At 58.8% G+C, this 20,245-nt stretch carries 21 protein-coding genes and 2 tRNA genes; 9 read left to right on the top strand and 14 right to left on the bottom strand.

What is annotated here, in order from left to right:
* Nucleotides 1-127: 127 nt before the first annotated feature.
* Nucleotides 128-1,153 carry an alpha/beta hydrolase gene (locus QOM10_RS16315; protein ID WP_316916504.1) on the bottom strand — a complete coding sequence of 342 codons (1,026 nt, stop codon included), beginning with the start codon at nucleotides 1,151-1,153 and terminating at the stop codon, nucleotides 128-130.
* Between the two features lie 318 nt (nucleotides 1,154-1,471).
* Here QOM10_RS16315 and QOM10_RS16310 point away from each other — a divergent pair.
* A tRNA-Gln gene (locus tag QOM10_RS16310) sits at nucleotides 1,472-1,546 on the top strand.
* 113 nt (nucleotides 1,547-1,659) lie between these two features.
* Here the strand turns inward: QOM10_RS16310 and QOM10_RS16305 are convergent.
* The 3 genes from QOM10_RS16305 to gstA form a co-directional block, all read right to left on the bottom strand.
* Nucleotides 1,660-3,648 (bottom strand): peptidase U32 family protein, encoded by a 1,989-nt coding sequence (locus QOM10_RS16305; protein WP_160040411.1) that lies wholly within the window; start codon nucleotides 3,646-3,648, stop codon nucleotides 1,660-1,662.
* A gap of 212 nt (nucleotides 3,649-3,860) precedes the next feature.
* Complete coding sequence (locus QOM10_RS16300; protein ID WP_150652891.1) at nucleotides 3,861-4,241, bottom strand: RidA family protein; 381 nt, start codon at nucleotides 4,239-4,241, stop codon at nucleotides 3,861-3,863.
* A gap of 84 nt (nucleotides 4,242-4,325) precedes the next feature.
* Nucleotides 4,326-4,937, bottom strand: coding sequence for a glutathione transferase GstA (gene gstA, locus QOM10_RS16295; protein ID WP_316916503.1), 612 nt, complete (start codon nucleotides 4,935-4,937; stop codon nucleotides 4,326-4,328).
* A gap of 110 nt (nucleotides 4,938-5,047) precedes the next feature.
* Here gstA and QOM10_RS16290 point away from each other — a divergent pair, with 110 nt between their 5' ends.
* Both QOM10_RS16290 and QOM10_RS16285 read left to right on the top strand, forming a co-directional pair.
* Nucleotides 5,048-5,947 carry a transcriptional regulator GcvA gene (locus QOM10_RS16290; RefSeq protein ID WP_316918388.1) on the top strand — a complete coding sequence of 300 codons (900 nt, stop codon included), beginning with the start codon at nucleotides 5,048-5,050 and terminating at the stop codon, nucleotides 5,945-5,947.
* 168 nt (nucleotides 5,948-6,115) lie between these two features.
* A complete protein-coding gene (locus QOM10_RS16285; RefSeq protein ID WP_410479227.1) occupies nucleotides 6,116-6,484 on the top strand; it encodes a cupin domain-containing protein in 369 nt (122 codons plus the stop codon).
* Between the two features lie 9 nt (nucleotides 6,485-6,493).
* Here QOM10_RS16285 and QOM10_RS16280 read toward each other — a convergent pair whose 3' ends face one another.
* The 4 genes from QOM10_RS16280 to QOM10_RS16265 form a co-directional block, all read right to left on the bottom strand.
* Complete coding sequence (locus QOM10_RS16280) at nucleotides 6,494-6,703, bottom strand: hypothetical protein (protein WP_316916502.1); 210 nt, start codon at nucleotides 6,701-6,703, stop codon at nucleotides 6,494-6,496.
* Nucleotides 6,678-7,889: an MFS transporter gene (locus tag QOM10_RS16275; RefSeq protein ID WP_316916501.1), complete on the bottom strand. Its 1,212-nt coding sequence runs from the start codon at nucleotides 7,887-7,889 to the stop codon at nucleotides 6,678-6,680. Before QOM10_RS16275 ends, QOM10_RS16280 begins: the two co-directional genes overlap by 26 nt.
* Nucleotides 7,890-7,936: 47 nt before the next feature.
* Nucleotides 7,937-8,101 carry an ectoine synthase gene (locus tag QOM10_RS16270; protein ID WP_224790123.1) on the bottom strand — a complete coding sequence of 55 codons (165 nt, stop codon included), beginning with the start codon at nucleotides 8,099-8,101 and terminating at the stop codon, nucleotides 7,937-7,939.
* Nucleotides 8,102-8,945: 844 nt separating this feature from the next.
* A tRNA-Ser gene (locus QOM10_RS16265) sits at nucleotides 8,946-9,033 on the bottom strand.
* A gap of 122 nt (nucleotides 9,034-9,155) precedes the next feature.
* Between QOM10_RS16265 and QOM10_RS16260 the strand changes: the two genes are divergently transcribed.
* Nucleotides 9,156-9,827, top strand: coding sequence for a Bax inhibitor-1/YccA family protein (locus QOM10_RS16260; RefSeq protein WP_007915443.1), 672 nt, complete (start codon nucleotides 9,156-9,158; stop codon nucleotides 9,825-9,827).
* Between the two features lie 86 nt (nucleotides 9,828-9,913).
* Here the strand turns inward: QOM10_RS16260 and QOM10_RS16255 are convergent, their stop codons facing one another.
* Together QOM10_RS16255 and QOM10_RS16250 are read right to left on the bottom strand one after the other, a co-directional pair.
* Nucleotides 9,914-10,231 (bottom strand): YceK/YidQ family lipoprotein, encoded by a 318-nt coding sequence (locus QOM10_RS16255; protein ID WP_122844144.1) that lies wholly within the window; start codon nucleotides 10,229-10,231, stop codon nucleotides 9,914-9,916.
* A gap of 57 nt (nucleotides 10,232-10,288) precedes the next feature.
* Nucleotides 10,289-10,726, bottom strand: a complete 438-nt coding sequence (locus tag QOM10_RS16250; RefSeq protein WP_064381847.1) for an Lrp/AsnC family transcriptional regulator — start codon at nucleotides 10,724-10,726, stop codon at nucleotides 10,289-10,291.
* Between the two features lie 139 nt (nucleotides 10,727-10,865).
* Between QOM10_RS16250 and QOM10_RS16245 the strand changes: the two genes are divergently transcribed.
* Nucleotides 10,866-11,759, top strand: a complete 894-nt coding sequence (locus QOM10_RS16245; protein WP_150751056.1) for a DMT family transporter — start codon at nucleotides 10,866-10,868, stop codon at nucleotides 11,757-11,759.
* Between the two features lie 3 nt (nucleotides 11,760-11,762).
* Here QOM10_RS16245 and QOM10_RS16240 read toward each other — a convergent pair whose 3' ends face one another.
* The 4 genes from QOM10_RS16240 to QOM10_RS16225 all read right to left on the bottom strand — a co-directional run bounded on the left by QOM10_RS16240 (nucleotide 11,763) and on the right by QOM10_RS16225 (nucleotide 15,935).
* Nucleotides 11,763-12,803 carry an FUSC family protein gene (locus tag QOM10_RS16240; protein WP_191629850.1) on the bottom strand — a complete coding sequence of 347 codons (1,041 nt, stop codon included), beginning with the start codon at nucleotides 12,801-12,803 and terminating at the stop codon, nucleotides 11,763-11,765.
* A 61-nt stretch (nucleotides 12,804-12,864) separates the two neighbouring features.
* Nucleotides 12,865-13,824: an HlyD family secretion protein gene (locus tag QOM10_RS16235; RefSeq protein ID WP_127928088.1), complete on the bottom strand. Its 960-nt coding sequence runs from the start codon at nucleotides 13,822-13,824 to the stop codon at nucleotides 12,865-12,867.
* Nucleotides 13,825-13,829: 5 nt separating this feature from the next.
* Nucleotides 13,830-14,180: a DUF3302 domain-containing protein gene (locus QOM10_RS16230; RefSeq protein ID WP_038368661.1), complete on the bottom strand. Its 351-nt coding sequence runs from the start codon at nucleotides 14,178-14,180 to the stop codon at nucleotides 13,830-13,832.
* Nucleotides 14,181-14,309: 129 nt separating this feature from the next.
* Nucleotides 14,310-15,935: an NADP-dependent glyceraldehyde-3-phosphate dehydrogenase gene (locus QOM10_RS16225; RefSeq protein WP_150751057.1), complete on the bottom strand. Its 1,626-nt coding sequence runs from the start codon at nucleotides 15,933-15,935 to the stop codon at nucleotides 14,310-14,312.
* A gap of 365 nt (nucleotides 15,936-16,300) precedes the next feature.
* On the opposite strand from QOM10_RS16225, the gene QOM10_RS16220 reads away from it, so the two are divergent.
* From QOM10_RS16220 to QOM10_RS31330, 4 genes are all read left to right on the top strand, one after another.
* Nucleotides 16,301-16,654, top strand: coding sequence for a c-type cytochrome (locus tag QOM10_RS16220; protein WP_316916500.1), 354 nt, complete (start codon nucleotides 16,301-16,303; stop codon nucleotides 16,652-16,654).
* A gap of 76 nt (nucleotides 16,655-16,730) precedes the next feature.
* Nucleotides 16,731-18,059, top strand: coding sequence for a D-arabinono-1,4-lactone oxidase (locus QOM10_RS16215; RefSeq protein WP_316918387.1), 1,329 nt, complete (start codon nucleotides 16,731-16,733; stop codon nucleotides 18,057-18,059).
* Nucleotides 18,060-18,133: 74 nt separating this feature from the next.
* Nucleotides 18,134-19,342 (top strand): DSD1 family PLP-dependent enzyme, encoded by a 1,209-nt coding sequence (locus QOM10_RS16210; protein WP_316918386.1) that lies wholly within the window; start codon nucleotides 18,134-18,136, stop codon nucleotides 19,340-19,342.
* A gap of 272 nt (nucleotides 19,343-19,614) precedes the next feature.
* Nucleotides 19,615-20,226 (top strand): transposase, encoded by a 612-nt coding sequence (locus tag QOM10_RS31330; protein WP_080750810.1) that lies wholly within the window; start codon nucleotides 19,615-19,617, stop codon nucleotides 20,224-20,226.
* Nucleotides 20,227-20,245 lie beyond the last annotated feature (19 nt).

Raw genomic sequence — 20,245 nt, 5'->3', positions numbered from 1 at the left:
CCTGTAGGAGTGAGCCTGCTCGCGATGACGCCCGTTCAGGCAAAGCATCTGCAAAACGTGACCATCCCTTAATCCCACCCTCAAATAATCAAGCAGTCAGCCATTGCGGCTGACTGCTTTTTAGTTTCTACAGGTGATCCGCATCAATCACAGCCTTGGCAAACGCCTGCGGATCTTCCTGCGGCAAGTTGTGGCCAATCCCGCCATTGATCAAACGGAACTGATACTTGCCGGTAAAGCGCTTGGCATAATCCTCCGGCGCCGGGTGCGGCGCACCGTTGGCGTCGCCTTCAAGGGTAATGGTCGGCACGCTGATCGACGGCGCGGTGGCGAGTTTCTGTTCCAGCGCTGCGTACTTCTCTTCGCCTTGGACCAAGCCCAGACGCCAGCGATAGTTGAACACGGTGATGTCGACGTGATCCGGGTTCTGCAGCGCTTTGGCGCTGCGGTCGAACGTGGCGTCGTCGAATTTCCACTGCGGCGAAGCGGTTTGCCAGATCAGCTTGGCGAAGTCGTGGGTGTTCTTCTCATAGCCGGCACGGCCACGGTCGGTGGCGAAGTAGAACTGATACCACCACTGCAACTCAGCCTTGGGCGGCAGCGGGTTTTGCCCGGCAGCCTGATTGCCGATCAAATAACCGCTCACCGACACCAGCGCCTTCACCCGTTCCGGCCACAGCGCCGAAACGATGTCCGCCGAACGCGCACCCCAGTCATAACCGCCGAGCACCGCTTGCTTGATCTTCAGCGCGTCCATGAAGTCGATCACATCACTGGCCAGCGCCGCCGGTTGACCGTTGCGCAGGGTGTCTTTGGAGAGGAACTGCGTATCGCCATAACCCCGCGCATACGGCATCAACACCCGATAACCCTTGGCGGCGAGCAATGGCGCAACTTCGTCGTAGCTGTGAATGTCGTAGGGCCAGCCGTGCAGCAGGATCACCACCGGGCCATTCGCCGGGCCGGTTTCGGCGTAGGCGACGTCGAGCACGCCGGCCTTCACATGTTTGAGCGGGCCGAAGGGCGAGGGCGCGGAATAGCTGGCGGCGGCGGGTTCAGCGGTTTGCGCCTGAGCGCTGCCAAAAGCGAACAACGACAAAGCCAGAATCGACAAACCGAACGCGGTTTTGCGGGTGTGCAGTGCCATCTTCATGGTGACGTCTCCTTTACGAGCCTTTGGCCAAGGGTTCTGAATGAACACCTGAAACCTTGAGTGCATTTGAGCGCGGAGACGTATCTGGCCTGTGTCGAAGAACGGCTTTATCGAAAGTCGATGTGTCGCGGTGGGGGTCGTACACAGTGTGATACACAGCGATAAACCGACTCAGCCTGGACCTGATTCAGGCCAAAATAATAAGTCGCTGTTTTAAAACAAAAAATATTTCATTCCGCGCTTCACAAAGCGGAAAAACCTTGGTAAATTGCGCCCCGTTCTCACAGCGAACCTAACGGAGTAGCTGGAAAGAGCAGTAGGGGCGTCGCCAAGCGGTAAGGCAGCAGGTTTTGATCCTGCCATGCGTTGGTTCGAATCCAGCCGCCCCTGCCATATTCGAAAAAACGCCAACTTCGCAAGAAGTTGGCGTTTTTTTATGCCTGCGATTTGGCCAGGCTTGGTAAAGAAGGTGTGCGCGGCGCCGAAGCACCGCGCACGCCGTCCACTCAGTGCGGTGCGCGCGGAATGGTTTTCATCAGGTCTTCAGGACTGATATGGCCGACCACGCTGCCCGGTTGCGGCAGGTTGAGGATGTGGCCTTTCATCTTGCCGATGATGTGCATTTCGCACGGCTTGCAATCGAACTTCAGCGTCAGCACTTCATCGCCGTGGATCAACTGCATCGGCGCAACTTTGGTGCGCACGCCGGTCACGCCTTTCGCCTGTTTCGGGCACAGGTTGAAGGAGAAACGCAGGCAGTGCTTGGTGATCATCACCGGCACTTCGCCTGGCTCTTCGTGCGCTTCGTACGCCGCGTCGATCAGCTTCACGCCGTGACGGTGGTAGAAGTCGCGAGCCTTCTGGTTGTAGACGTTGGCGAGGAAGGTCAGGTGCGAATCCGGGTACACCGGCGGCGGGCTGGTTTCGGCTTTACGGCCGCCACGCGGGTGAGCGGCGACACGGGCGGCGGTCAGGTTCTCGATCACTTCACGGCGCAGGGATTTGAGCTGCGAGTTGGGGATGAAGAACGCCTGTGGCGCATCCAGTTTGATGTCGGTGGCGTGGTACTGCGTGGTGCCGAGCTGGCCGAGCAGATCGCGCAATTGTTCCAGCGCTTGCTCAGGCTTGTTGGCCACACCGAACGGACCGGCGAGGGTGACGCTGGCGCTGATGCCTTCTTCACTGGTGGCGGTCACTTCCAGCTGCTCTTCACGCAGGCGTGCGACCCAGCTCAGGGCCACGCGACGCTCCGAAGAGGTTTTCTGCAGCGCCTGTTGCCAGTTGTGATCGAGGTTGCGATTCAATGGATGATTCGGGCGCAGCTTGTACAGGCCTTCGGGCATTTCGTTCGGCTCGACGCGGTAGCGGTAGCGCTTCTCGCCGTCTTCTTCGAACTCGCCTTTGGCTTCAGCGATGTTGGCGCGGAAACCGACCACTTCGCGCTTCACCAGTACGTTCAAGCCGTCGCCGTTGGACAGCGGCTCCTGGGTGACAACTTGCATATCGCGTTTGCCGACTTTCTCGACGGTGCCGACTGGCAGACCGGTGAAGGTCGGCGAATCGAAGGCGCCGATGTCGATCTTGCGATCGGTGACGAAGTAGTCGGTGCTGCCCCGGTGGAAAGTCTTTTCCGGGTCCGGCAGGAAGAAGTGCGCAGTGCGGCCGCTGGAGGCGCGAGCCAGATCCGGGCGGTCTTCGAGCACGTCGTCGAGGCGCTGGCGGTAATAGGCAGTGATGTTCTTCACATAGCCCATGTCCTTGTAGCGACCTTCGATCTTGAACGAACGCACACCGGCTTCAACCAGGGCGCGGATGTTGGCGCTCTGGTTGTTGTCTTTCATCGACAGCAGGTGTTTTTCGTAGGCGATCACGCCACCCTTTTCATCTTTGAGGGTGTACGGCAAACGGCAGGCCTGCGAGCAATCGCCACGGTTGGCGCTGCGCCCGGTCTGCGCGTGTGAAATATTGCACTGGCCGGAGAACGCCACGCACAACGCGCCATGAATGAAGAATTCGATGGCAGCGTCGGTTTCGTCGGCGATGGCGCGGATTTCCTGCAGGTTCAGCTCACGGGCCAATACCAGTTGCGAGAAACCGGCCTGATCGAGGAACTTCGCCCGCTCCAGCGTACGAATGTCGGTCTGCGTCGAGGCGTGCAGCTCGATCGGCGGAATGTCCAGCTCCATCACGCCCAGATCCTGAACGATCAGCGCGTCGACCCCGGCGTCGTACAGCTGATGGATCAGCTTGCGCGCCGGCTCCAGTTCGTTGTCGTGCAGGATGGTGTTGATGGTGGTGAAGATGCGCGCGTGATACTTGCGGGCGAATTCCACCAGTTCGGCGATTTCGCCGACTTCGTTACAGGCGTTGTGGCGCGCGCCGAAGCTCGGGCCGCCGATGTACACGGCGTCGGCGCCGTGCAGGATCGCCTCACGGGCGATGGCGACATCGCGGGCAGGGCTGAGCAATTCCAGGTGATGCTTGGGCAAGGACATAGTTTTTTTAGTCAGGCTGTCACGGTTAGGCGCGCATTCTACCCGTGAAACGCGCGCCCGGCACGCCCGTGCTGCCCGATGGCAGCTGACACTGCACAACCCCCGGTGGGAGCGAGCCTGCTCGCGAAGAGGCCATCACATTCAGCATCAATGGTGCCTGAACTGAAGCCTTCGCGAGCAGGCTCGCCCCCACAGGGTTTGGCGGTGAGAAGTCAGGCCTTGGCGGCCATCGCAGTCACTTCTACGCGCATCCCTTCAACCGCCAGCGACGCCACACCCACCGCCGCACGCACCGGCCAAGGCTTGGCAAAGTAGCGCTTGTATACCTCGTTGAATGCCGCGCGATCAGCCATGTCGGTCAGGTAAATGGTCAAGTGCATCACCCGATCCATCGAGCTGCCGGCACGTTCCAGCGCTACCTTCAGTGCTTGCAGGGTGCATTCGCTTTGCAGGGTGATATCGCCCAGTTCCAGGCTGCCGTCGGCGCGGGTCGGGATCTGCGTGGAGACCATGATGCCGTTGAACGTGGTGACGTCCGAAGAGATCGAGTCTGCGTCCGGGTCCGGAGTGAAAATGATGTCTTGGTTGGCCATGCTGATCCCTTGTTTGACAGAGTGAAGATCGCGGCAGTTTACAGCTTCAGGGACGAGATGGCCCGCTCGATGCCCTGATGATGTTCAGACCGGCAGCGTCGCTGCTTCCGCCGCCGTCGCTGCAATTACGCAGGGGCGGGCGGCGATGCGACGACTATAGGCGGCAAGGGCGGGCCAGGCTGCGATGTCGATGTGGAAGACTGGCAACCACGTCAGTACGGTAAACAGATAGGCATCGGCGATGCCGAATGTGCCGGTGAGGTAGTCCTGATTCGCCAGTTGCCGGTTCAGGTAGTCCAGGCGCTTGAACAGCCTGTCCCGGAAGATCGCTTTCACCGATTGCGCGATGTCGGCATTGAACAGCGGTGCACTACCACCATGAATCTCCGAGCTGATGAAGTTCAGATGCTCCTGCAGACGCGTGCGCTCCCAGGTGCCCAGCGCGGGCGCCAGTGTGTTGCCGGGCACCTGATCGACCAGAAACTGCAGGATCGCCGGGCCTTCCGTCAGTACCTCACCGTTATCCAGTAACAGCGCGGCGACATAGCCCTTCGGGTTTATCTCTTGAAAGTCACGCCCGTCGGCGGTGCGTTTGCTGTGGTTGTTGACGCGAACCAGTTCGAAGGGCAAACCCAGTTCCCGCAGCACAATATGCGGGGAAAGCGAGCAAGTCATCGGCGCGAAATACAGTTTCATGGCACTTCCTGGCAATGTGAGAGGCGCCACAATCGTTTACCCGCGCAGCTTTCGCAAAGGTCATTTACGGTGCTAGCGTATGACAAAATCTCATGAGCGCCATCAACTCCATGACTGTCTCACTGCCCTCACTCAACGGATTGCGAGCCTTTGAAGCCGCTGCCCGGCACATGAGCTTTACCAAGGCTGCCGAAGAACTCAACGTCACGCAAACGGCAGTCAGCCACCAGATTCGTCGACTCGAAGCGGAGCTGGGTGTTCATTTGTTTCTGCGACTCGCCGAGGGGTTGGCGCTTAGCGAAGAAGGGCAGGCCTATTTGCCGGGTATTCGTGCGGCGTTTCAGGAGCTGCGCTATTCGACTGAGCAATTGCTTGAAGGACGCCACGAAAGCGTACTGACCATCAGCACCCTGGTGTCCGTGGCATCGAAGTGGTTGCTACCGCGACTGCCATCCTTTCAGCAGGCGTTTGCCGATATCGATGTGCGGATCAGTGCGTCCACTGAGCTGGTCGATTTTCGCAAGGGCACTATCGATGCGGCGATTCGTTACGGGCGTGGTGACTGGAAGGGCTTGCGGGCCGACTTTTTGATGTCCGATGAAATCTTTCCGGTGTGCAGCCCCGCATTGGCGAAGACGCTGAGCACGCCCGCAGATCTGGCCAGGCACACAATGCTGCAAGTCAGCGGCGTGACAGCCACTGACTGGAGCACCTGGCTAAGCGCTGCGGGCCAACCGCTGCAGTTGGCCGAGGGACCACGGTTGACCTTCGATCTGGCGATGATGGCGGTGCAGGCGGCGGTTGACGGGCAAGGCGTATGCATCGGCCGTTCGACCTATGTCGAAGACGATCTGCGGGCCGGGCGTCTGGTCGTACCCTTCGATCTGCGCTTGAAAGATCAATTGGGTTTTTATCTGGTGACGCCCCGTGAAACGGCACAGGTGAAGAAAATCGTCGCCTTCAGGGCATGGCTGTTGGCGCAGCCGCTAGCCAGAGAAACCTTTGTATAAGCGTGTATCAATCTGCCGTGGATACACACGTGAACAATAAACCCGGGGTTTACGACACATCCTCCCTACATGACCCGCTCAAAGTAGAGGCCACCACACCACTACGTTCGAGAGGGCAACACCATGCATCGTCCACTGTTACTGGCCAGCGCCGCGATACTCGCTTCAATGATCGGCATCACCCATGCGGCTGACGCACCGGCCAAGAGTTGGCAACAAGGCTTGAGCCGCACGGACCTGGTTCGCCAGGATCTCGGGGCCGCCGAGCGAGAAGTGATTCAGGCACGCGTCGATTTCGAACCGGGCGTGACCTCGCCAAGACACGCGCATCCCGGTGTTGAGGTCGCGTATGTGATCAGCGGTACTTTCGAATATCAACTGGAGGGCAGGGCGCCGGTGACGCTGAAAGCGGGGGATTCGTTGTTCATTCCGGAAGGTGTGGCGCATGTCGCCAAAAACGTGGGTGCGGACAAGGGTTCGGAATTGGCGACTTATATTGTCAAGAAGGGGGAGCCGTTGCTGATACTCAAACCGTAGGCACGCGCCTCAATGGAGCGTCGCCGCTCGACGGCTTTCGCCAATCCGGATGCGGTCGAGCGCCCGGTTCAACGCATCGAGGGCATCGAGCAGCGCTTTCGCCTCGGCTTCCCGGCCTTCGCCCCACAAGCGCTCGGCCATTTTGTTCAGGGCTTGAATCGAGCGCTCGATGTCGGCGGCGCTAGCTTTGTTTTCAGGGGCCGGTGGATTCTTCGGCATTCAGGGTTCCTCTGCTGACGGCAAACCACCATACCGCTGCGGCGCCCAACAGCATAGTCAGCACGGCCAGAATCAGGATCACTCCTTGGGTGCCCAGACCCGACGCCAACAAAGCCACCAGCAAACCGGCCAAGGGTTGCGACAGGTTGTTGAGCAAGGTAATCACGCCCACGGTCTTGCCGAAGTCCTTGGCCGGAATCACCCGCTGACGGATGCTGCGCATATAGATGTTGAACATCTTGTCGAAGCCCACGATCAGCAGGAACCCCAGCACATAGCCGGCCAGATTCGGACTCAGGGCGCTGACCAGCGCACCTGCGGCAATCATTGAATAAGCGAGCCCGCCGAGTATCCGTTGCGGCAGTTCAACCCGTGCGAGGAAGAACAGAATGATGATGGTGGTCACCGCGCCCGCTGCCTGTAGCCCGGCATAGGCATCCTTGCCGGCACTGAACTCGCCGATCACCATCGCTGCCGAAGTAGCGAGAGTGACGCCGACGATCAGGTTGACCCCAACCGCCAGCAGGATGATTTTCTTCAGTTCCGCCAGCTCGCGGATGTGACCAAAAGCGATACGCAGCGGTTGCAGCCAGATGTCCTGATGCTGCTCGAACACTTCCAGCGTGATGCGGCTGAGGCGTTGCCAGACCAGCATGCTCAGGTCCGCCAGCAGGAAGAGCCCGGCGACCCACAGCACCACCCAATGCCACGCCCAGACTTCCAACAGCAATGCAGCCACCAGCGGCCCGAGCACCAGCCCGGTCTGATCGGCGATCTGTGAATAGGACAAGGTCTTGGTGTAGCTGTAGTGCTGGAAAATATGCGGCATCAGCACCTCGCGGGCCATGATGCCCTGGGTGGTCAGCACGCCGCATAGCGCTGACAGCACGACGACCCAGGCGATACCACCGAAGAGGGCAAACATGCCTACTGCCAGCAGACAAAGCAGCGCACGGTAGACCTGGCTGATATGCAGAATCCTGATGGGTGAAAACTTGTCACACAAGGCTCCGCACACCGGAAACGCGAGAAAGCGCGGCAGCGATTCGACGAAAAACGCCAAACCCGCCCAGGAAGCACTGTTGGTAGTCTGGAACACCACCAACGGCACGATGAACAATAGAATCTGATCCGCTAGTCGCGAGAGGAACAGCGAGGTGAAAAATGCCAGGTAATCCTTGCGCAAAGTGAACTCCTTGTTATTGACGGTCAGGCCGCGCGGCCAGCTGCGCTTCAGTATGCCGATCCTAGGCTGTCATTGAGATTATGCCGCTCATCCCCGCGCTTGGGCGGGTTGAATACGCTGGCGAGGATCAGGTCTTGCTCCTTGCTCCCGCGCAGGTAATGACGATCGTGTTGGTCGAGTACAAGAAAAAAACGTCGGTTGAGTGACTGCAATTTTGACGAGCTGTTTGCCGGCGGCTGGCCGATATTTGCCGTGTTTCAGGACACTTTCAAGAATGACGCCAAGGAAGAGCAGAATGCTTAAAGCAATAACGGTCTGTTGTGCTGTGTTTTTTTCTTCTTCTCAGGCGGGAAAAGCCCAGACGCATCCGGGCCCTTAATGGAAGGATTCAGCGCGAATTCATGTCTTTTGCGATCTTGACGGTCGATCTTTCTCTGCGCCTCCGAAGCCAGCTAAAGAGCGCATGCACCGGGTGCAAAAAAGCCGTAAGCACGCCTATGAGCATGATGACAAAGATGATGATTAGCGGGACGCTTTCGTGCGAGAACATGGTGGGTTACTCCTGTAGTCACTATGTCGGAACCCGCAGCCTAGACGCATCGAGCCTTGTTTTCGATGAACGTATGTTCATTCTCTGGCTCTTGAATTGTGATACGGCGCCGCAGAGAAGATTTTCAAAGCGTACGAGTTCGCAATGCAGAGCCAGTGAGCTGTTTTTGAACCTATAGGGGCACAGCGTCTCCAAAGGAATTGAGGGCTGATGGGCCGTTGCACACCTTCACCTCATCACTTTCGAAGTTGAAGATTGACCGGCTGATAGTGCCCAGCAGATTCCCGTTGCCGATCTGAACGACGTTATAGGTCGAGGCGCCGCGGTAGGCATTCGTGACGTGTAATCACCGACCTATAGCCTCGGAAAACAGCCTGATTTGTGGGACGGCGCAGTGGGAGTCCTTTACAACTCACAGGCGGGAACGCATCTGGCACGACAGAAATTTTTCAGAACGCCAGAAACGACAAAGCCCTGAATAATCAGGGCTTTGTCGGTACCAAATATGGCGGAGGCGATGGGATTCGAACTCATGGACCTGTTACAGTCGACGGTTTTCAAGACCGTTGCCTTAAACCACTCGGCCACACCTCCGTTGCGTTGCGGGCGCCATAATACCTGAATGAAACACACTGTCAAACTCTCTGCATGGCTTGTTACAGAGCGTCTGTTATGATCTTTGCGACTGAACGTTTCAAACCAACAGGAGTGTCGCCATGCGCGAACAGGATTACGCAGTTAATAACAGCGTGCAGGCTGAGCAGCTAGAGGTTAGCCGCGTCCTGCGCAACACTTACGGCCTACTGGCTCTGACCCTCGCATTCAGCGGCGTCATGGCTTTTGTTGCCCAGCAGATGCGTGTTGGCTACCCGAACATTTTCGTGGTGCTGATCGGCTTCTACGGGCTGTTCTTCCTCACCAACAAACTCCGTGATTCCGCGTGGGGCCTGGTGTCCGCTTTTGCGCTGACCGGTTTCATGGGTTTCCTGCTCGGCCCGATCCTCAACCGTTACCTGGGCATGCAGGGCGGCGCTGAAGTGGTCAGCTCGGCGTTCGCGATGACCGCGCTGGTGTTCGGTGGTCTGTCGGCCTACGTGCTGATCACCCGCAAGGACATGAGCTTCCTCGGTGGTTTCATCACCGCTGGTTTCTTCGTGTTGCTGGGTGCAACGCTGGCAAGCTTCTTCTTCCAGGTCAGCGGCCTGCAACTGGCGATCAGCGCAGGTTTCGTGCTGTTCTCGTCCGTGTGCATCCTGTTCCAGACCAGCGCCATCATCCACGGCGGCGAGCGTAACTACATCATGGCGACCATCAGCCTGTATGTATCGATCTACAACCTGTTCATCAGCTTGTTGCAGATCTTCGGCATCATGAGCCGCGACGACTGATCGTTGTAATGACGTAAACAAAAAACCCGCTTAGGCGGGTTTTTTGTTGCCTGTGAGAAAAGAGGTGGGCGCGGACAATCCGTCGATCAATTGATAATGATGCTGCCGTCCGCCTGCTGCTTGTAGATGGTGTAGGGCAGCAACAAGGTGTCGAGCACCCCGGAAGCCACGGCATCAATCGCCCAGCCGGGCAGGGCTGCGTTGTACTTGTTACCTTCGTCTATCGGTGCATGCAGACTGCAGAAGTCATACATCACGCCGCTGTAGATCCGTGGTACCGCCCCGCAATAGGATTTGTTCGATCTTAAATCGTCCACGGCGACCTGGTCATTACGCATGACCGTCTGCACGGTCCCGCATCCACTAAGCATTAACGCCATCAGCATCATTGCCTTAACTTTCATACCGCCAATCCTTCGCCGGAAAAACCCTAATCTAAGCCAAACGTGCAGGAAAAGCACTTACGCCATCGGTGGCAAGCGGCGCTTGACCGGGGTTTTCTTGACGATTGCCGTGTTGGTTTCCGCAAGGGTATTGAGCCGGTCGAGCAGGGTGTCCAGCTGTTCCATCGAGCGCACATGCAGGCGAGCGATAAAGCAGTCCTCGCCCGTCACCTTGTCGCACTCGGTGAATTCGGGAATCGACAGGATCTGCCGCTCCACCTCCTGTAACTGCCCCGGCAATGGCCGCACCCGCACGATCGCTTGCAACTGGTAACCAAAGCACTTCGGGTCGATCTCGACGGTATAGCCCTTGAGCACACCGCGTTCTTCCAACCGGCGCAAGCGTTCAGCCACGCTCGGCGACGACAATCCGCTGATTTGCGCCAAGGCCTTGAGCGAGCGCCGCGAATCCTCCATCAATGCGCCGATGAGGATCTGGTCAATATCGTCAGTCATGAAAAACACTCCAGCATTAGGCAATTAGTGAAAATTACCCACGATAAAAGAGGCAGATTTCGAGTTTAGCCTGCTTTTTGCTCTGGAGCGCCTCCCGGTTCGCTTGGCATACTTTTGTCACAAAGACAGGAGATTGAAGATGGACAATACAATCCGTCGCGGCTCATTCGAAATGACCGCTGCCATGCTGATTTCCGGGACAATTGGCTGGTTCGTGCTGGTCTCCGGGCAGCCGGTGCTGGACGTGGTGTTCTGGCGTTGCGTGTTCGGTGCCGGCACCTTGCTGCTGATCTGTGCCGCTTTCGGCTTCCTGCGCCCGGGCATTCTGACCCGTACCACCTTCCTGCTCGCGGTGCTGAGCGGGATGGCGATTGTCGGTAACTGGGTGCTGTTGTTTGCCTCTTACTCAAAGGCCTCAATTGCCATCGGTACGGCAGTGTACAACGTGCAGCCGTTCATGCTGGTGGGTTTGGCGGCGCTGTTTCTGGGCGAAAAAATCACCCTGCAAAAACTGTTCTGGCTGGCAATCTCGTTCATGGGCATGCTGGCGATCGTCAGCGCTCACGGCGCCCAAAGTGAAAGCGGCAACGACTATCTGATGGGCATTGCGTTGGCGCTGGGCGCGGCGTTTCTCTATGCGATTGCCGCGCTGATCATCAAACGCCTGACCGGCACGCCACCGCATCTGATAGCGCTGATTCAGGTGTGCACCGGGATTTTGCTGCTGGCGCCGTTCGCGCATTTCAGCGCATTGCCGCAAGCACCGAGTGCCTGGGCCAGTCTGGTGACGCTGGGCATCGTTCACACCGGCCTGATGTATGTGCTGCTGTACGGCGCGATCCAGAAGTTGCCGACGGCGTTGACCGGCGCACTGTCGTTCATCTACCCGATTGCGGCGATCTTCGTCGACTGGTTCGCGTTCGGTCATCGCCTGGAAACCCTGCAATGGCTCGGCGTGGCGGCAATCCTGCTGGCCGCCGCCGGCATGCAACAGGGCTGGGGCCTGAAGAACCGGCGGCTGGCTGCGCAGTAACCCTCAGATGTTCCAGTGCGGCGCGGTTTTCGCCAGGCGCTGGCGCATCTCACCGATGTTCGCCGCCAGTTGCCGGGTTAGCAGTCGGTAGCCATCCAGCGTGCTGTAAACCGGCGCATCGAGGTTGGCTTCCGACAACTCCAGCGGCTTGTCCAGGCGTTGCGAAGCGCCGGTTTTCAACGCTCGGGCCATGCCGATCAATTGCACGCGAATCTGCCGGTGCTCGGCCTTCAGCGCTGATTGCAGATGGGCCATGGCTTCTGGATCGTTGGCATCCGGTCGCGTGTTGCCGAGGATCTCCAGCGTGCTGATGCACATGCGCAGATTGCGCTGGATGGCATCGAGTTCGGTCATGGAAATCTTCACTTCCTTGGACACTGACGGCATCAGTGAACGCAACTGCACCATCACCGCGCCGAGACGGCCCATTAATTTCAGATGCTCATCGGCGCTGACCGGTTGGCCGCCGATGATCCGCCCATACACCGTAGCGCAATCACGCAGGGCATCGGCGAGGTTGTAGCGCCACGAATACACCGCGTAGAGCGGCAGGGCAAAAGAGAAGGCCAGAGCGAGGGCAATCCCGATGAGAATATCGACGCCGCGCCACAAGCCGTCGGTGATCGGGTTGTCACCATGTCCGGCGACAATGAACACGGTAATCGCCGAGAGCAGGGCAGTGTAACCACCCTTGCCAATCGCGTGATAAGAGAAGAAACCGCAGACCACCGCCATCGCAAAATACGTCAGCCACGGCATGCCAAGCCACGCCTGCTGCGCCACCAGCAGCAAACCGACGCCGGCACCGATCAAGGTGCCGGTGGCGCGTTCGGCGGCTTTTTTGCCGATGTTGCCGTGATGCTGCAAACCGCCGATCACCACCAGCATGGTCACCGAGGCCCATTCGCCGTGGGGCAGATTGATGCCGGTGGTCAGCAGGATCGTTGCCAGCAAGCCGAGGGCCACGCGCACCGCATGGATCAGCCGCGCGTGCCGGTAACGTCGATAGGGATCAAGCAACGGACGCAGGACACGGCGCAGCAAGGGCGGAAGTCGATGGGTGCTGTAAGTACTCAGTGCGGGCCTCTCGTGATTGGGCTTCAGGTCAATGGAAAGGGAAAATGTAATTCATCCATGCTGCCATACGCAGGAGGATTTTGCGCATCGTGCCAATGTGATGGAAGTGCTGACTGTACAACGCGGCCTGCCCGTAAGCACCGCCCGGCATCAGCTTGCTGTACTGGGCGAAGGCCGGATCGGTGATTTCGATGATCACCGGCACACGCCCGGCCGGCGGCGAACCGGTATAGCCGATCAGTGTGCCGGAAGGCTGCACCTGGCCTTCGGCAATCACACCGATGACGTTTTTCACCCGGCCGGCGAACACCTTGCCGGGAATGCCGTCGAACGCGACTTCCGCCTCGTCGCCGACGGTCAGGCGCAGCAGGCTGTTCTGGCGCATCCACGCGGCAAAATATTGGCCTTCCTCGGGAATGAACACCATCGACGGGCGCAACGGCAACTTGCTCGCCATCATTCCCGGCCGTAGCGAAACATGGGTGACGAAGCCTTTGCTCGGCGCGCGAACGGTGGTGTTGTCTAGCTCAAACTGGGCGTTGTCCAGCTGCGCCTGCAGATCATCGGTGCGGGCGATGGCCGCATCCAGTTCACGCTGGGTGCCGAAGTTGCGCCGGATCAATTCGGTGATCCGGTAGCGATCACCCTTGGCGGCGATCAATTGCGCCTTGAGCGATTTCACCCGGTTTTGAAACGGTGTGGGGTCGATGCGAAACAGCACGTCGCCTTTTTCCAGCGGCTCGTTACCCTTCACCGGCACGTCGATCACCTGGCCGCTGACGATGGGAATCACCGGCACAGAAACGAAGTAAGTGCGCGCCACCTCAGAGTAGGGATGGTTGTAGTTCATGGTAAAAATCAAGGCGCCGATCATCAGGATGCCGCCCAGTACGGCGGTGGGCACCGTCCATTTGTTCAACGGGATACGGAAGATCTTGAATACTGCGACGCAGATCGCGGCGTAAGTCAGGATAAGGAGCAGATCCATGGTGTTCAGCCCTCCCGGTTGTGGGGAGCGGTGGCATTCAGCGCTTCGAGTCGTTCGAGGCGTCCTTGCAGTTCGACCACCTGTTGCTCCAGGCGAACGACATGGTTTTGCACGGATTTACCGTCACCGAAGCCCCAGCCGCGATCTTCTCGATAGGCCATCGCCCAGATCCACAGGAAAGGCCAGAGCGCATGCAGCGTGAACAGACTGACCCAGCCAGTGGCATGGATCGCATCCTGATGCGGGTGTTTACGATGAACGGCAATCTCATAGGGAATGTCGTGCAACACGATGATCCCGTAAAACAGTACGAGCCCGGCAAACACCAAAACCCCTAGCGCAAAGTAATCCAGCATGGTCAAGCTCCCGGCATCCAGCACAGTGCTGGCATCAGTGTAGACACTGATTTGCCGGGCGCTTGGCGACTTTTGATCAGAACCGCATGCGGTCGCCTTCTTGCTTATTCATGATGCGGGTGACAGTGATCAGAAGATGTAATCGGTGGTCAGGAAGCTCGAATCTCGCCCGCGAATGATCTCGCTGATCAGGTCCTTGTTGCTGTCCTGGAACTTGGTCGCCACCAGCGTACGGATCGAGAACACCCGCAACGCATCGTGTACCGACAGCGTGCCTTCGGCCGAATTCTTGCGGCCATTGAACGGATAGGTGTCCGGACCGCGTTGGCATTGCGCGTTGAGGTTGATCCGCCCGACCTGGTTGGCAAAGGTGTCGACCAGACGGCCGACCGCCACCGGGTTGGTGCCGAAGATGCTCAGTTGCTGGCCAAAATCCGACTCCAGCACATAGTCGATCACGGTATCGAGATGGCGGTACGGCACGATCGGCACCACCGGGCCGAATTGCTCTTCCTGATAGACGCGCATTTGCGGGTTCACCGGGTACAGCACCGCCGGGTAGAAGAACGACTCTCGTGATTCGCCGCCATTGGGGTTGACCACTTCGGCGCCTTTGCTGCGCGCATCCGCCACCAGACCATGCAGGTAATCGACCTTGCCTGATTCCGGCAGCGGCGTCAGCGACACACCGCTGTCCCACGGCATGCCCGGTTTCAGCGTGGCCAGTTTGGCGTTGAATTTCTCGATGAAGCTGTCGACCACGTCTTCATGGACGAAGAGGATTTTCAGCGCGGTGCAGCGCTGGCCGTTGAACGACAGTGAACCGGTGACCGCTTCGCTGACGGCGTTGTCAAGATCGACTTCCGGCAGAACGATGCCCGGATTTTTTGCATCCAGACCCAACGCAGCACGCAAGCGGTGTGGTTTGGGATGCAATTTCTTCAGGTCGCTGGCGGCTTTGTTGGTGCCGATAAAGGCGAAAATATCGATCTTGCCGCTGGCCATCAGGGCGCTGACGGTTTCGCGGCCGCTGCCGTAGATCACGTTGATCACACCGGTCGGGAAGCTGTCGCGGAACGCTTCGAGCAGTGGGCGAATCAGCAGCACACCGAGCTTGGCCGGTTTGAACACCACGGTGTTGCCCATGATCAGCGCCGGGATCAGCGTGGTGAAGGTTTCGTTCAGCGGATAGTTGTAAGGGCCCATGCACAGCGCTACACCGAGCGGCACGCGACGGATCTGCCCGAGGGTGTCCTGTTCCAGCTCGAAGCGGCTGGAACGGCGGTCGAGTTCCTTGAGCGCATTGATGGTGTCGACGATGTAGTCACAGGTGCGGTCGAACTCTTTTTCCGAGTCCTTGAGGTTCTTGCCGATCTCCCACATCAACAGCTTCACCACGGCATCGCGCTGTTGGCGCATGCGGCCAAGGAAGGCTTCGACGTGCTGAATGCGTTCGGCCACGCGCATGGTCGGCCACAGGCCCTGGCCACGGTCGTAGGCACGTACGGCGGCGTCGAGGGCGGTGAGGGCGGTGTCGGCATCGAGCAGCGGCGTGCTGCCGAGAATCACTTGTTCGTCGCCGTTGTCACCTTTCAGATAGACCGGGCTGCGCACGGTGGCAAGCGGGCCGTCCCAGCGGCGCAACTGGCCGTCGACCAGATATTCGCGTTGCTCGACCTGAGCGTCGAGGCGGTATTTTTCCGGGATGTCGCTGACAGAAGGGAACAGGTTGCCAAGGATGTTTGTTGTGGTCATGTCGCTACCCCGTGTTGATGTCCGTATGCAGATCAAAAAGCCTTCACAGGTTATACGCCTGAATGCGCCGGAATTTAAACCCGCAAATGTCACCCGAATGTCACGCAAAGGCGCAAAACAGAGCTTCAAGGAGAGCACGAAACCGCTGGCCTGATCGTTCCCACGCGCAGCAAAGGAATGCCTCAAGGGACGCTCCGCGTTCCAAGCGGACGCAGAGCGTCCGGGGCTGCATTCCCACGCAGAGCGTGGGAACGATCATCGGGGGAGAGGGCTGGCCCCGTTTGCCCCCCTCGCTGTCCCGCAATGCCCTCAACCCGTAGCAGCCGCTGCCTTAAGGTGTGAACACAACAATAAGCGAGGCCGTTATGCGGGCAATCCGACTCACTCTAATGCTGGCGTTGGTCATGGCGCTGCCTGGCTGCGGCGAAGATCCCAAACCCCCGGTCACCATCCATAACGCCATGCCCAACGACCCGGCACTGGCGCAGATCTACACCAACAGCTGCCAGCTCTGCCACGCCAACCCGGCCGCCAACGCACCACTGACCGGCGACCGCAAAGCCTGGGAACCGCGCATCCAACAGGGCGCTGACACGCTGCTCGACCACGCCATCAATGGCTACAACGGCATGCCGCCGATGGGCCAGTGCGTCGAGTGCTCGGAAGAACAATTCCTGCAATTGATCGGCTTCATGGCCGACCAGACCCTCCCAGAATAAGGTGCCCGGTATGACCATGTATCTGACACGGCGTCAGTTGTTGCAACGGGCAAGCATCGTCGGTGCGTTCAGTGCGCTGGTGAGTCACCCGGCATTGGGCCAATTGCTGCGCGCGCCACGGCTGATTCCGTGGCGCAACTGGTCGGGCGGGCAGAGTTGCCTGCCGGCGGCGCGACTGGCGCCGAAGAATCTTGATGAGCTGGTGGCCGCTATCCAGCAGGCGCAAGGCAAGATCCGCCCGGTCGGCTCGGCGCACTCGTTCAGCGCCTTGGTGCCCACCGACGGCACACTGTTGTCGCTGAGTTATTTCAATGGTTTGCTCGATCACGATGCGAAAACCCTGCAAGCCGAATTCGCCGCCGGCACACCGATGTCACGCATGGGGCAGCCGCTTAAGGACATCGGCCAGGCTTTGCAGAACATGGCCGACATCGATTACCAGACCCTCGCCGGAGCCATTGCCACGTCGACCCACGGCACCGGCAAAAACTTCCAGTCCTACTCGGCACATGTCTGCGGCATGCAATTGGTGACCGCCAATGGCGAGGTGCTCGACTGCGACAGTCAGCGTCATTCTGAAGTCTTCAATGCCGCGCGCGTGTCCCTCGGTGCCCTCGGTGTGGCAACAAAAATCCGTCTGCAAAACCGTCCGGCCTATCGCCTGCGCGAGCGCCAATGGATCGCCAAAACCGAAGAACTGCTCGAAGACCTCGACAACAACACCCGTGAAAACCAGCACTGGGAAATGCTCGTCGTCACCCATTCCGATTACGCCTTGTCCATCGCCCTCAATGAAACCGACGACCCGGCCACGCCGCCCATCAGCCCGGAAGAAGAGGGCGGTAACGAGTTCGTCACCCTGATCGAAAAGATCGACAAGTACGGCAGCGACTTACCCGATCTGCGCCGCACGCTGCTCAACAGCTTGCGCCATCTGGCCAGTTTCGATGACCGCGTCGGCGACTCGTTCGACATCTACGCCAACGTGCGCACCGTGCGTTTCAACGAGATGGAATATTCGGTACCCGCCGAACACGGCCCGGCCTGCCTGCGCGAAATCCTCAAGCTGATTCAGGACAAGGACCTGCGCACCTGGTTTCCCATCGAGTACCGCTACGTCAAGGCGGATAACATTGCGTTGAGCATGTTCGAGGGCCGCGACAGCTGTTCGATCTCGGTGCACCAGCATTATCAGATGGACCATCACAACTTTTTTGCGGCGGTCGAGCCGATTTTCTGGAAGTACAACGGCCGGCCACACTGGGGCAAATTGCATACGCTCAACGCGAAGAACCTGCAACCGCTGTATCCGCGCTGGCGCGAGTTTGTCGACGTGCGCCAGGCGCTGGATCCGAGCGGACGCTTTCTCAATGCGCATGTGGCGTCGATTCTGGGGGTGAGCTGATGGCGGTCAATCGACGCACTTTTCTCCTTGGTACGTTGGGTGTCGGTGCTTTGTTGGTCGGCGTTGGCGCGTGGCTGCGGCCGGGCGATCGCGGTGCGCCGTACAGCGAATATTTCCGCGCACTGAACAAAGAGTTAAAGGAAAACGGCCCGATGCGCCCGGTGCTGCTGATCGATCTCGATCGTCTCGATCACAACATTGATGTGGTGATGCAATCGGTCAAGCGCGGCGGCAAACAATTGCGTCTGGTGGAGAAGTCGCTGCCGTCACCGGGGCTGTTGAGCTACATCGCACAACGTGCCGGAACGCAGAAGCTGATGTCGTTTCATCAGCCGTTTCTCAATCACGATGCGCAGGTTTTTCCGCAGTCCGACATTCTGCTCGGCAAGCCGTTGCTGGTGCGTTCGGCAGAGCTGTTTTATCAATCCCACAAAGGCCCGTTCGATCCTGCGAAACAACTGCAATGGCTGCTCGACAGTCCTGAACGTTTGCAGCAATACCTTGCGTTGGCGCAGGGTTTGGGCACACGGATGCGCATCAACATCGAGCTGGATGTCGGCCTGCATCGTGGCGGGGTCAGTGATGAGCAGGTGCTGGGGCAGATGCTTACGCTGATCAGCGCCAACCCCCAGCATCTGGAATTCGCCGGGTTCATGGGTTACGACCCATTCGTGGGCATGGGCGTGCCGGGAGTTCTCGGCTCGCCCGAGGAGCTGTTCGCCAAGGTCATGGTGATTTATCAGCGCTGTGTCGATTTCACCCGGCAGCAATTTCCCGTGTTGTGGCATGACGGTTTGTGCCTGAACACCGCTGGCAGCCCGAGTTATCGCATTCACGAAAACGAGAAACTCAGCACTGAAGTTTCGGTGGGCACGGCGATGCTCAAGCCGACGCACTACGATTTGCCATCGCTCACCGAACATGTCCCCGCGACCTACATCGCCACGCCCGTGTTGAAAAGCACGGGGGCTGTGAATATTCCGGCGCTGGATGACAAGTCGAAGCTGTTTTCGTGGTGGGACCAGAATCAGCGTCAGACCTTCTTCATCTACGGCGGCAACTGGATGGCCGAGTTCGAATCGCCCCAGGGTTTACAGAGCAACAGCGTCTATGGACGCAGCTCCAATCAAGAGATGGTCAATGGCTCCAACGCCGTGGGGCTGACGGTGGAAGATCAGGTTTTCCTGCGCCCGACCCAGACCGAAGCCGTACTTCTGCAATTCGGCGATCTGCTCGCCGTGCGCAACGGCAAGATCGTCGACACCTGGCCCGTCTACACCTGACCCGCAACACCACCAATCCCCCCTGTGGGAGCGAGCTTGCTCGCGAAGGCGTCCCGTCAGTCACCTTCTAATTGACTGGCACACCGCTTTCGCGAGCAAGCTCGCTCCCACAGGTTTTTGTGTTGTCTGTTAGATCCCGAGCGATTCTGTAATGAAGCTTTTATGACAAAAGTTCGGTAGCACATCGCCAGTCCGGTCATGCCTATGTAAGCGCTTGAGGGGCCCAACAGGGCGCTTTTCACAAGCCGAGGCGGGACGCCGGGAGTGAGGCAATGGGGACTATGGAACGCTACTCGAAAGTGGGCATGCAGGAACTCGATCAACGCCTGTCGAAGATCGTCGAAGCCGCGCGCAAGAAGCCGGTTTCGGTGTATCGCTACGGCGCGCCGTGGGTCTGGATCGTCTCGCAGGATGACTGGCAGGGCGCCTTGAAAGAGGTTTCCAGCTACATTCCGCCGGGCCATTCGCTGGTGTTGCTGCGCCCGCAGATCGACGATTTGCTCGACGCCCACCGCGACCTCCTGCATGACCTCAATGCCGAGCCCGGCATGCTGATCCCCGCGCAAACGGTGATGCACATCCTGCTCCTGCAACTGCTGTATTCGGTGCCCAGCGAACAGCAACTGTATGAACAGCTCAATTACAACCTGTTGTTCCGCTGGTTCGTCGGTCTTGGCCTGAACCAGAAAGTCTGGAGCTTCAACGCCCTCAGTCGCGACATCGCCACGCTGCTCAACGAGCCACGGGCGGTGCTGCTCATTCAAAAAATCATTGGCGAAGTGTTCTGCGGCGCGTTGCTGCAAATGCCCGAGTTCTCGCTGAACTTCGCGCTTTTGCACACGTGGCTGGGCAAGCACGCCTGCGCCTCGACAGCCAGCAATTGACGCCATACACGCGGCGTTC

Origin of the sequence: Pseudomonas sp. P108, assembly GCF_032613195.1 — a bacterium.
In the GTDB taxonomy this organism is placed as follows: Bacteria; Pseudomonadota; Gammaproteobacteria; order Pseudomonadales; family Pseudomonadaceae; genus Aquipseudomonas.
Note: the sequence above shows the minus strand (reverse complement) of the source record. Positions and strands in the feature narration are given on the sequence as shown.

Coding starts and splice junctions, on each gene's coding strand:
- QOM10_RS16315 (WP_316916504.1), bottom strand. CDS start 1,153: ATGAAGATGGCACTGCACACCCGCAAAACCGCGTTCGGTTTGTCGATT.
- QOM10_RS16305 (WP_160040411.1), bottom strand. CDS start 3,648: ATGTCCTTGCCCAAGCATCACCTGGAATTGCTCAGCCCTGCCCGCGAT.
- QOM10_RS16300 (WP_150652891.1), bottom strand. CDS start 4,241: ATGGCCAACCAAGACATCATTTTCACTCCGGACCCGGACGCAGACTCG.
- gstA (WP_316916503.1), bottom strand. CDS start 4,937: ATGAAACTGTATTTCGCGCCGATGACTTGCTCGCTTTCCCCGCATATT.
- QOM10_RS16290 (WP_316918388.1), top strand. CDS start 5,048: ATGACTGTCTCACTGCCCTCACTCAACGGATTGCGAGCCTTTGAAGCC.
- QOM10_RS16285 (WP_410479227.1), top strand. CDS start 6,116: ATGATCGGCATCACCCATGCGGCTGACGCACCGGCCAAGAGTTGGCAA.
- QOM10_RS16280 (WP_316916502.1), bottom strand. CDS start 6,703: ATGCCGAAGAATCCACCGGCCCCTGAAAACAAAGCTAGCGCCGCCGAC.
- QOM10_RS16260 (WP_007915443.1), top strand. CDS start 9,156: ATGCGCGAACAGGATTACGCAGTTAATAACAGCGTGCAGGCTGAGCAG.
- QOM10_RS16255 (WP_122844144.1), bottom strand. CDS start 10,231: ATGAAAGTTAAGGCAATGATGCTGATGGCGTTAATGCTTAGTGGATGC.
- QOM10_RS16250 (WP_064381847.1), bottom strand. CDS start 10,726: ATGACTGACGATATTGACCAGATCCTCATCGGCGCATTGATGGAGGAT.
- QOM10_RS16245 (WP_150751056.1), top strand. CDS start 10,866: ATGGACAATACAATCCGTCGCGGCTCATTCGAAATGACCGCTGCCATG.
- QOM10_RS16235 (WP_127928088.1), bottom strand. CDS start 13,824: ATGGATCTGCTCCTTATCCTGACTTACGCCGCGATCTGCGTCGCAGTA.
- QOM10_RS16230 (WP_038368661.1), bottom strand. CDS start 14,180: ATGCTGGATTACTTTGCGCTAGGGGTTTTGGTGTTTGCCGGGCTCGTA.
- QOM10_RS16225 (WP_150751057.1), bottom strand. CDS start 15,935: ATGACCACAACAAACATCCTTGGCAACCTGTTCCCTTCTGTCAGCGAC.
- QOM10_RS16220 (WP_316916500.1), top strand. CDS start 16,301: ATGCGGGCAATCCGACTCACTCTAATGCTGGCGTTGGTCATGGCGCTG.
- QOM10_RS31330 (WP_080750810.1), top strand. CDS start 19,615: ATGGGGACTATGGAACGCTACTCGAAAGTGGGCATGCAGGAACTCGAT.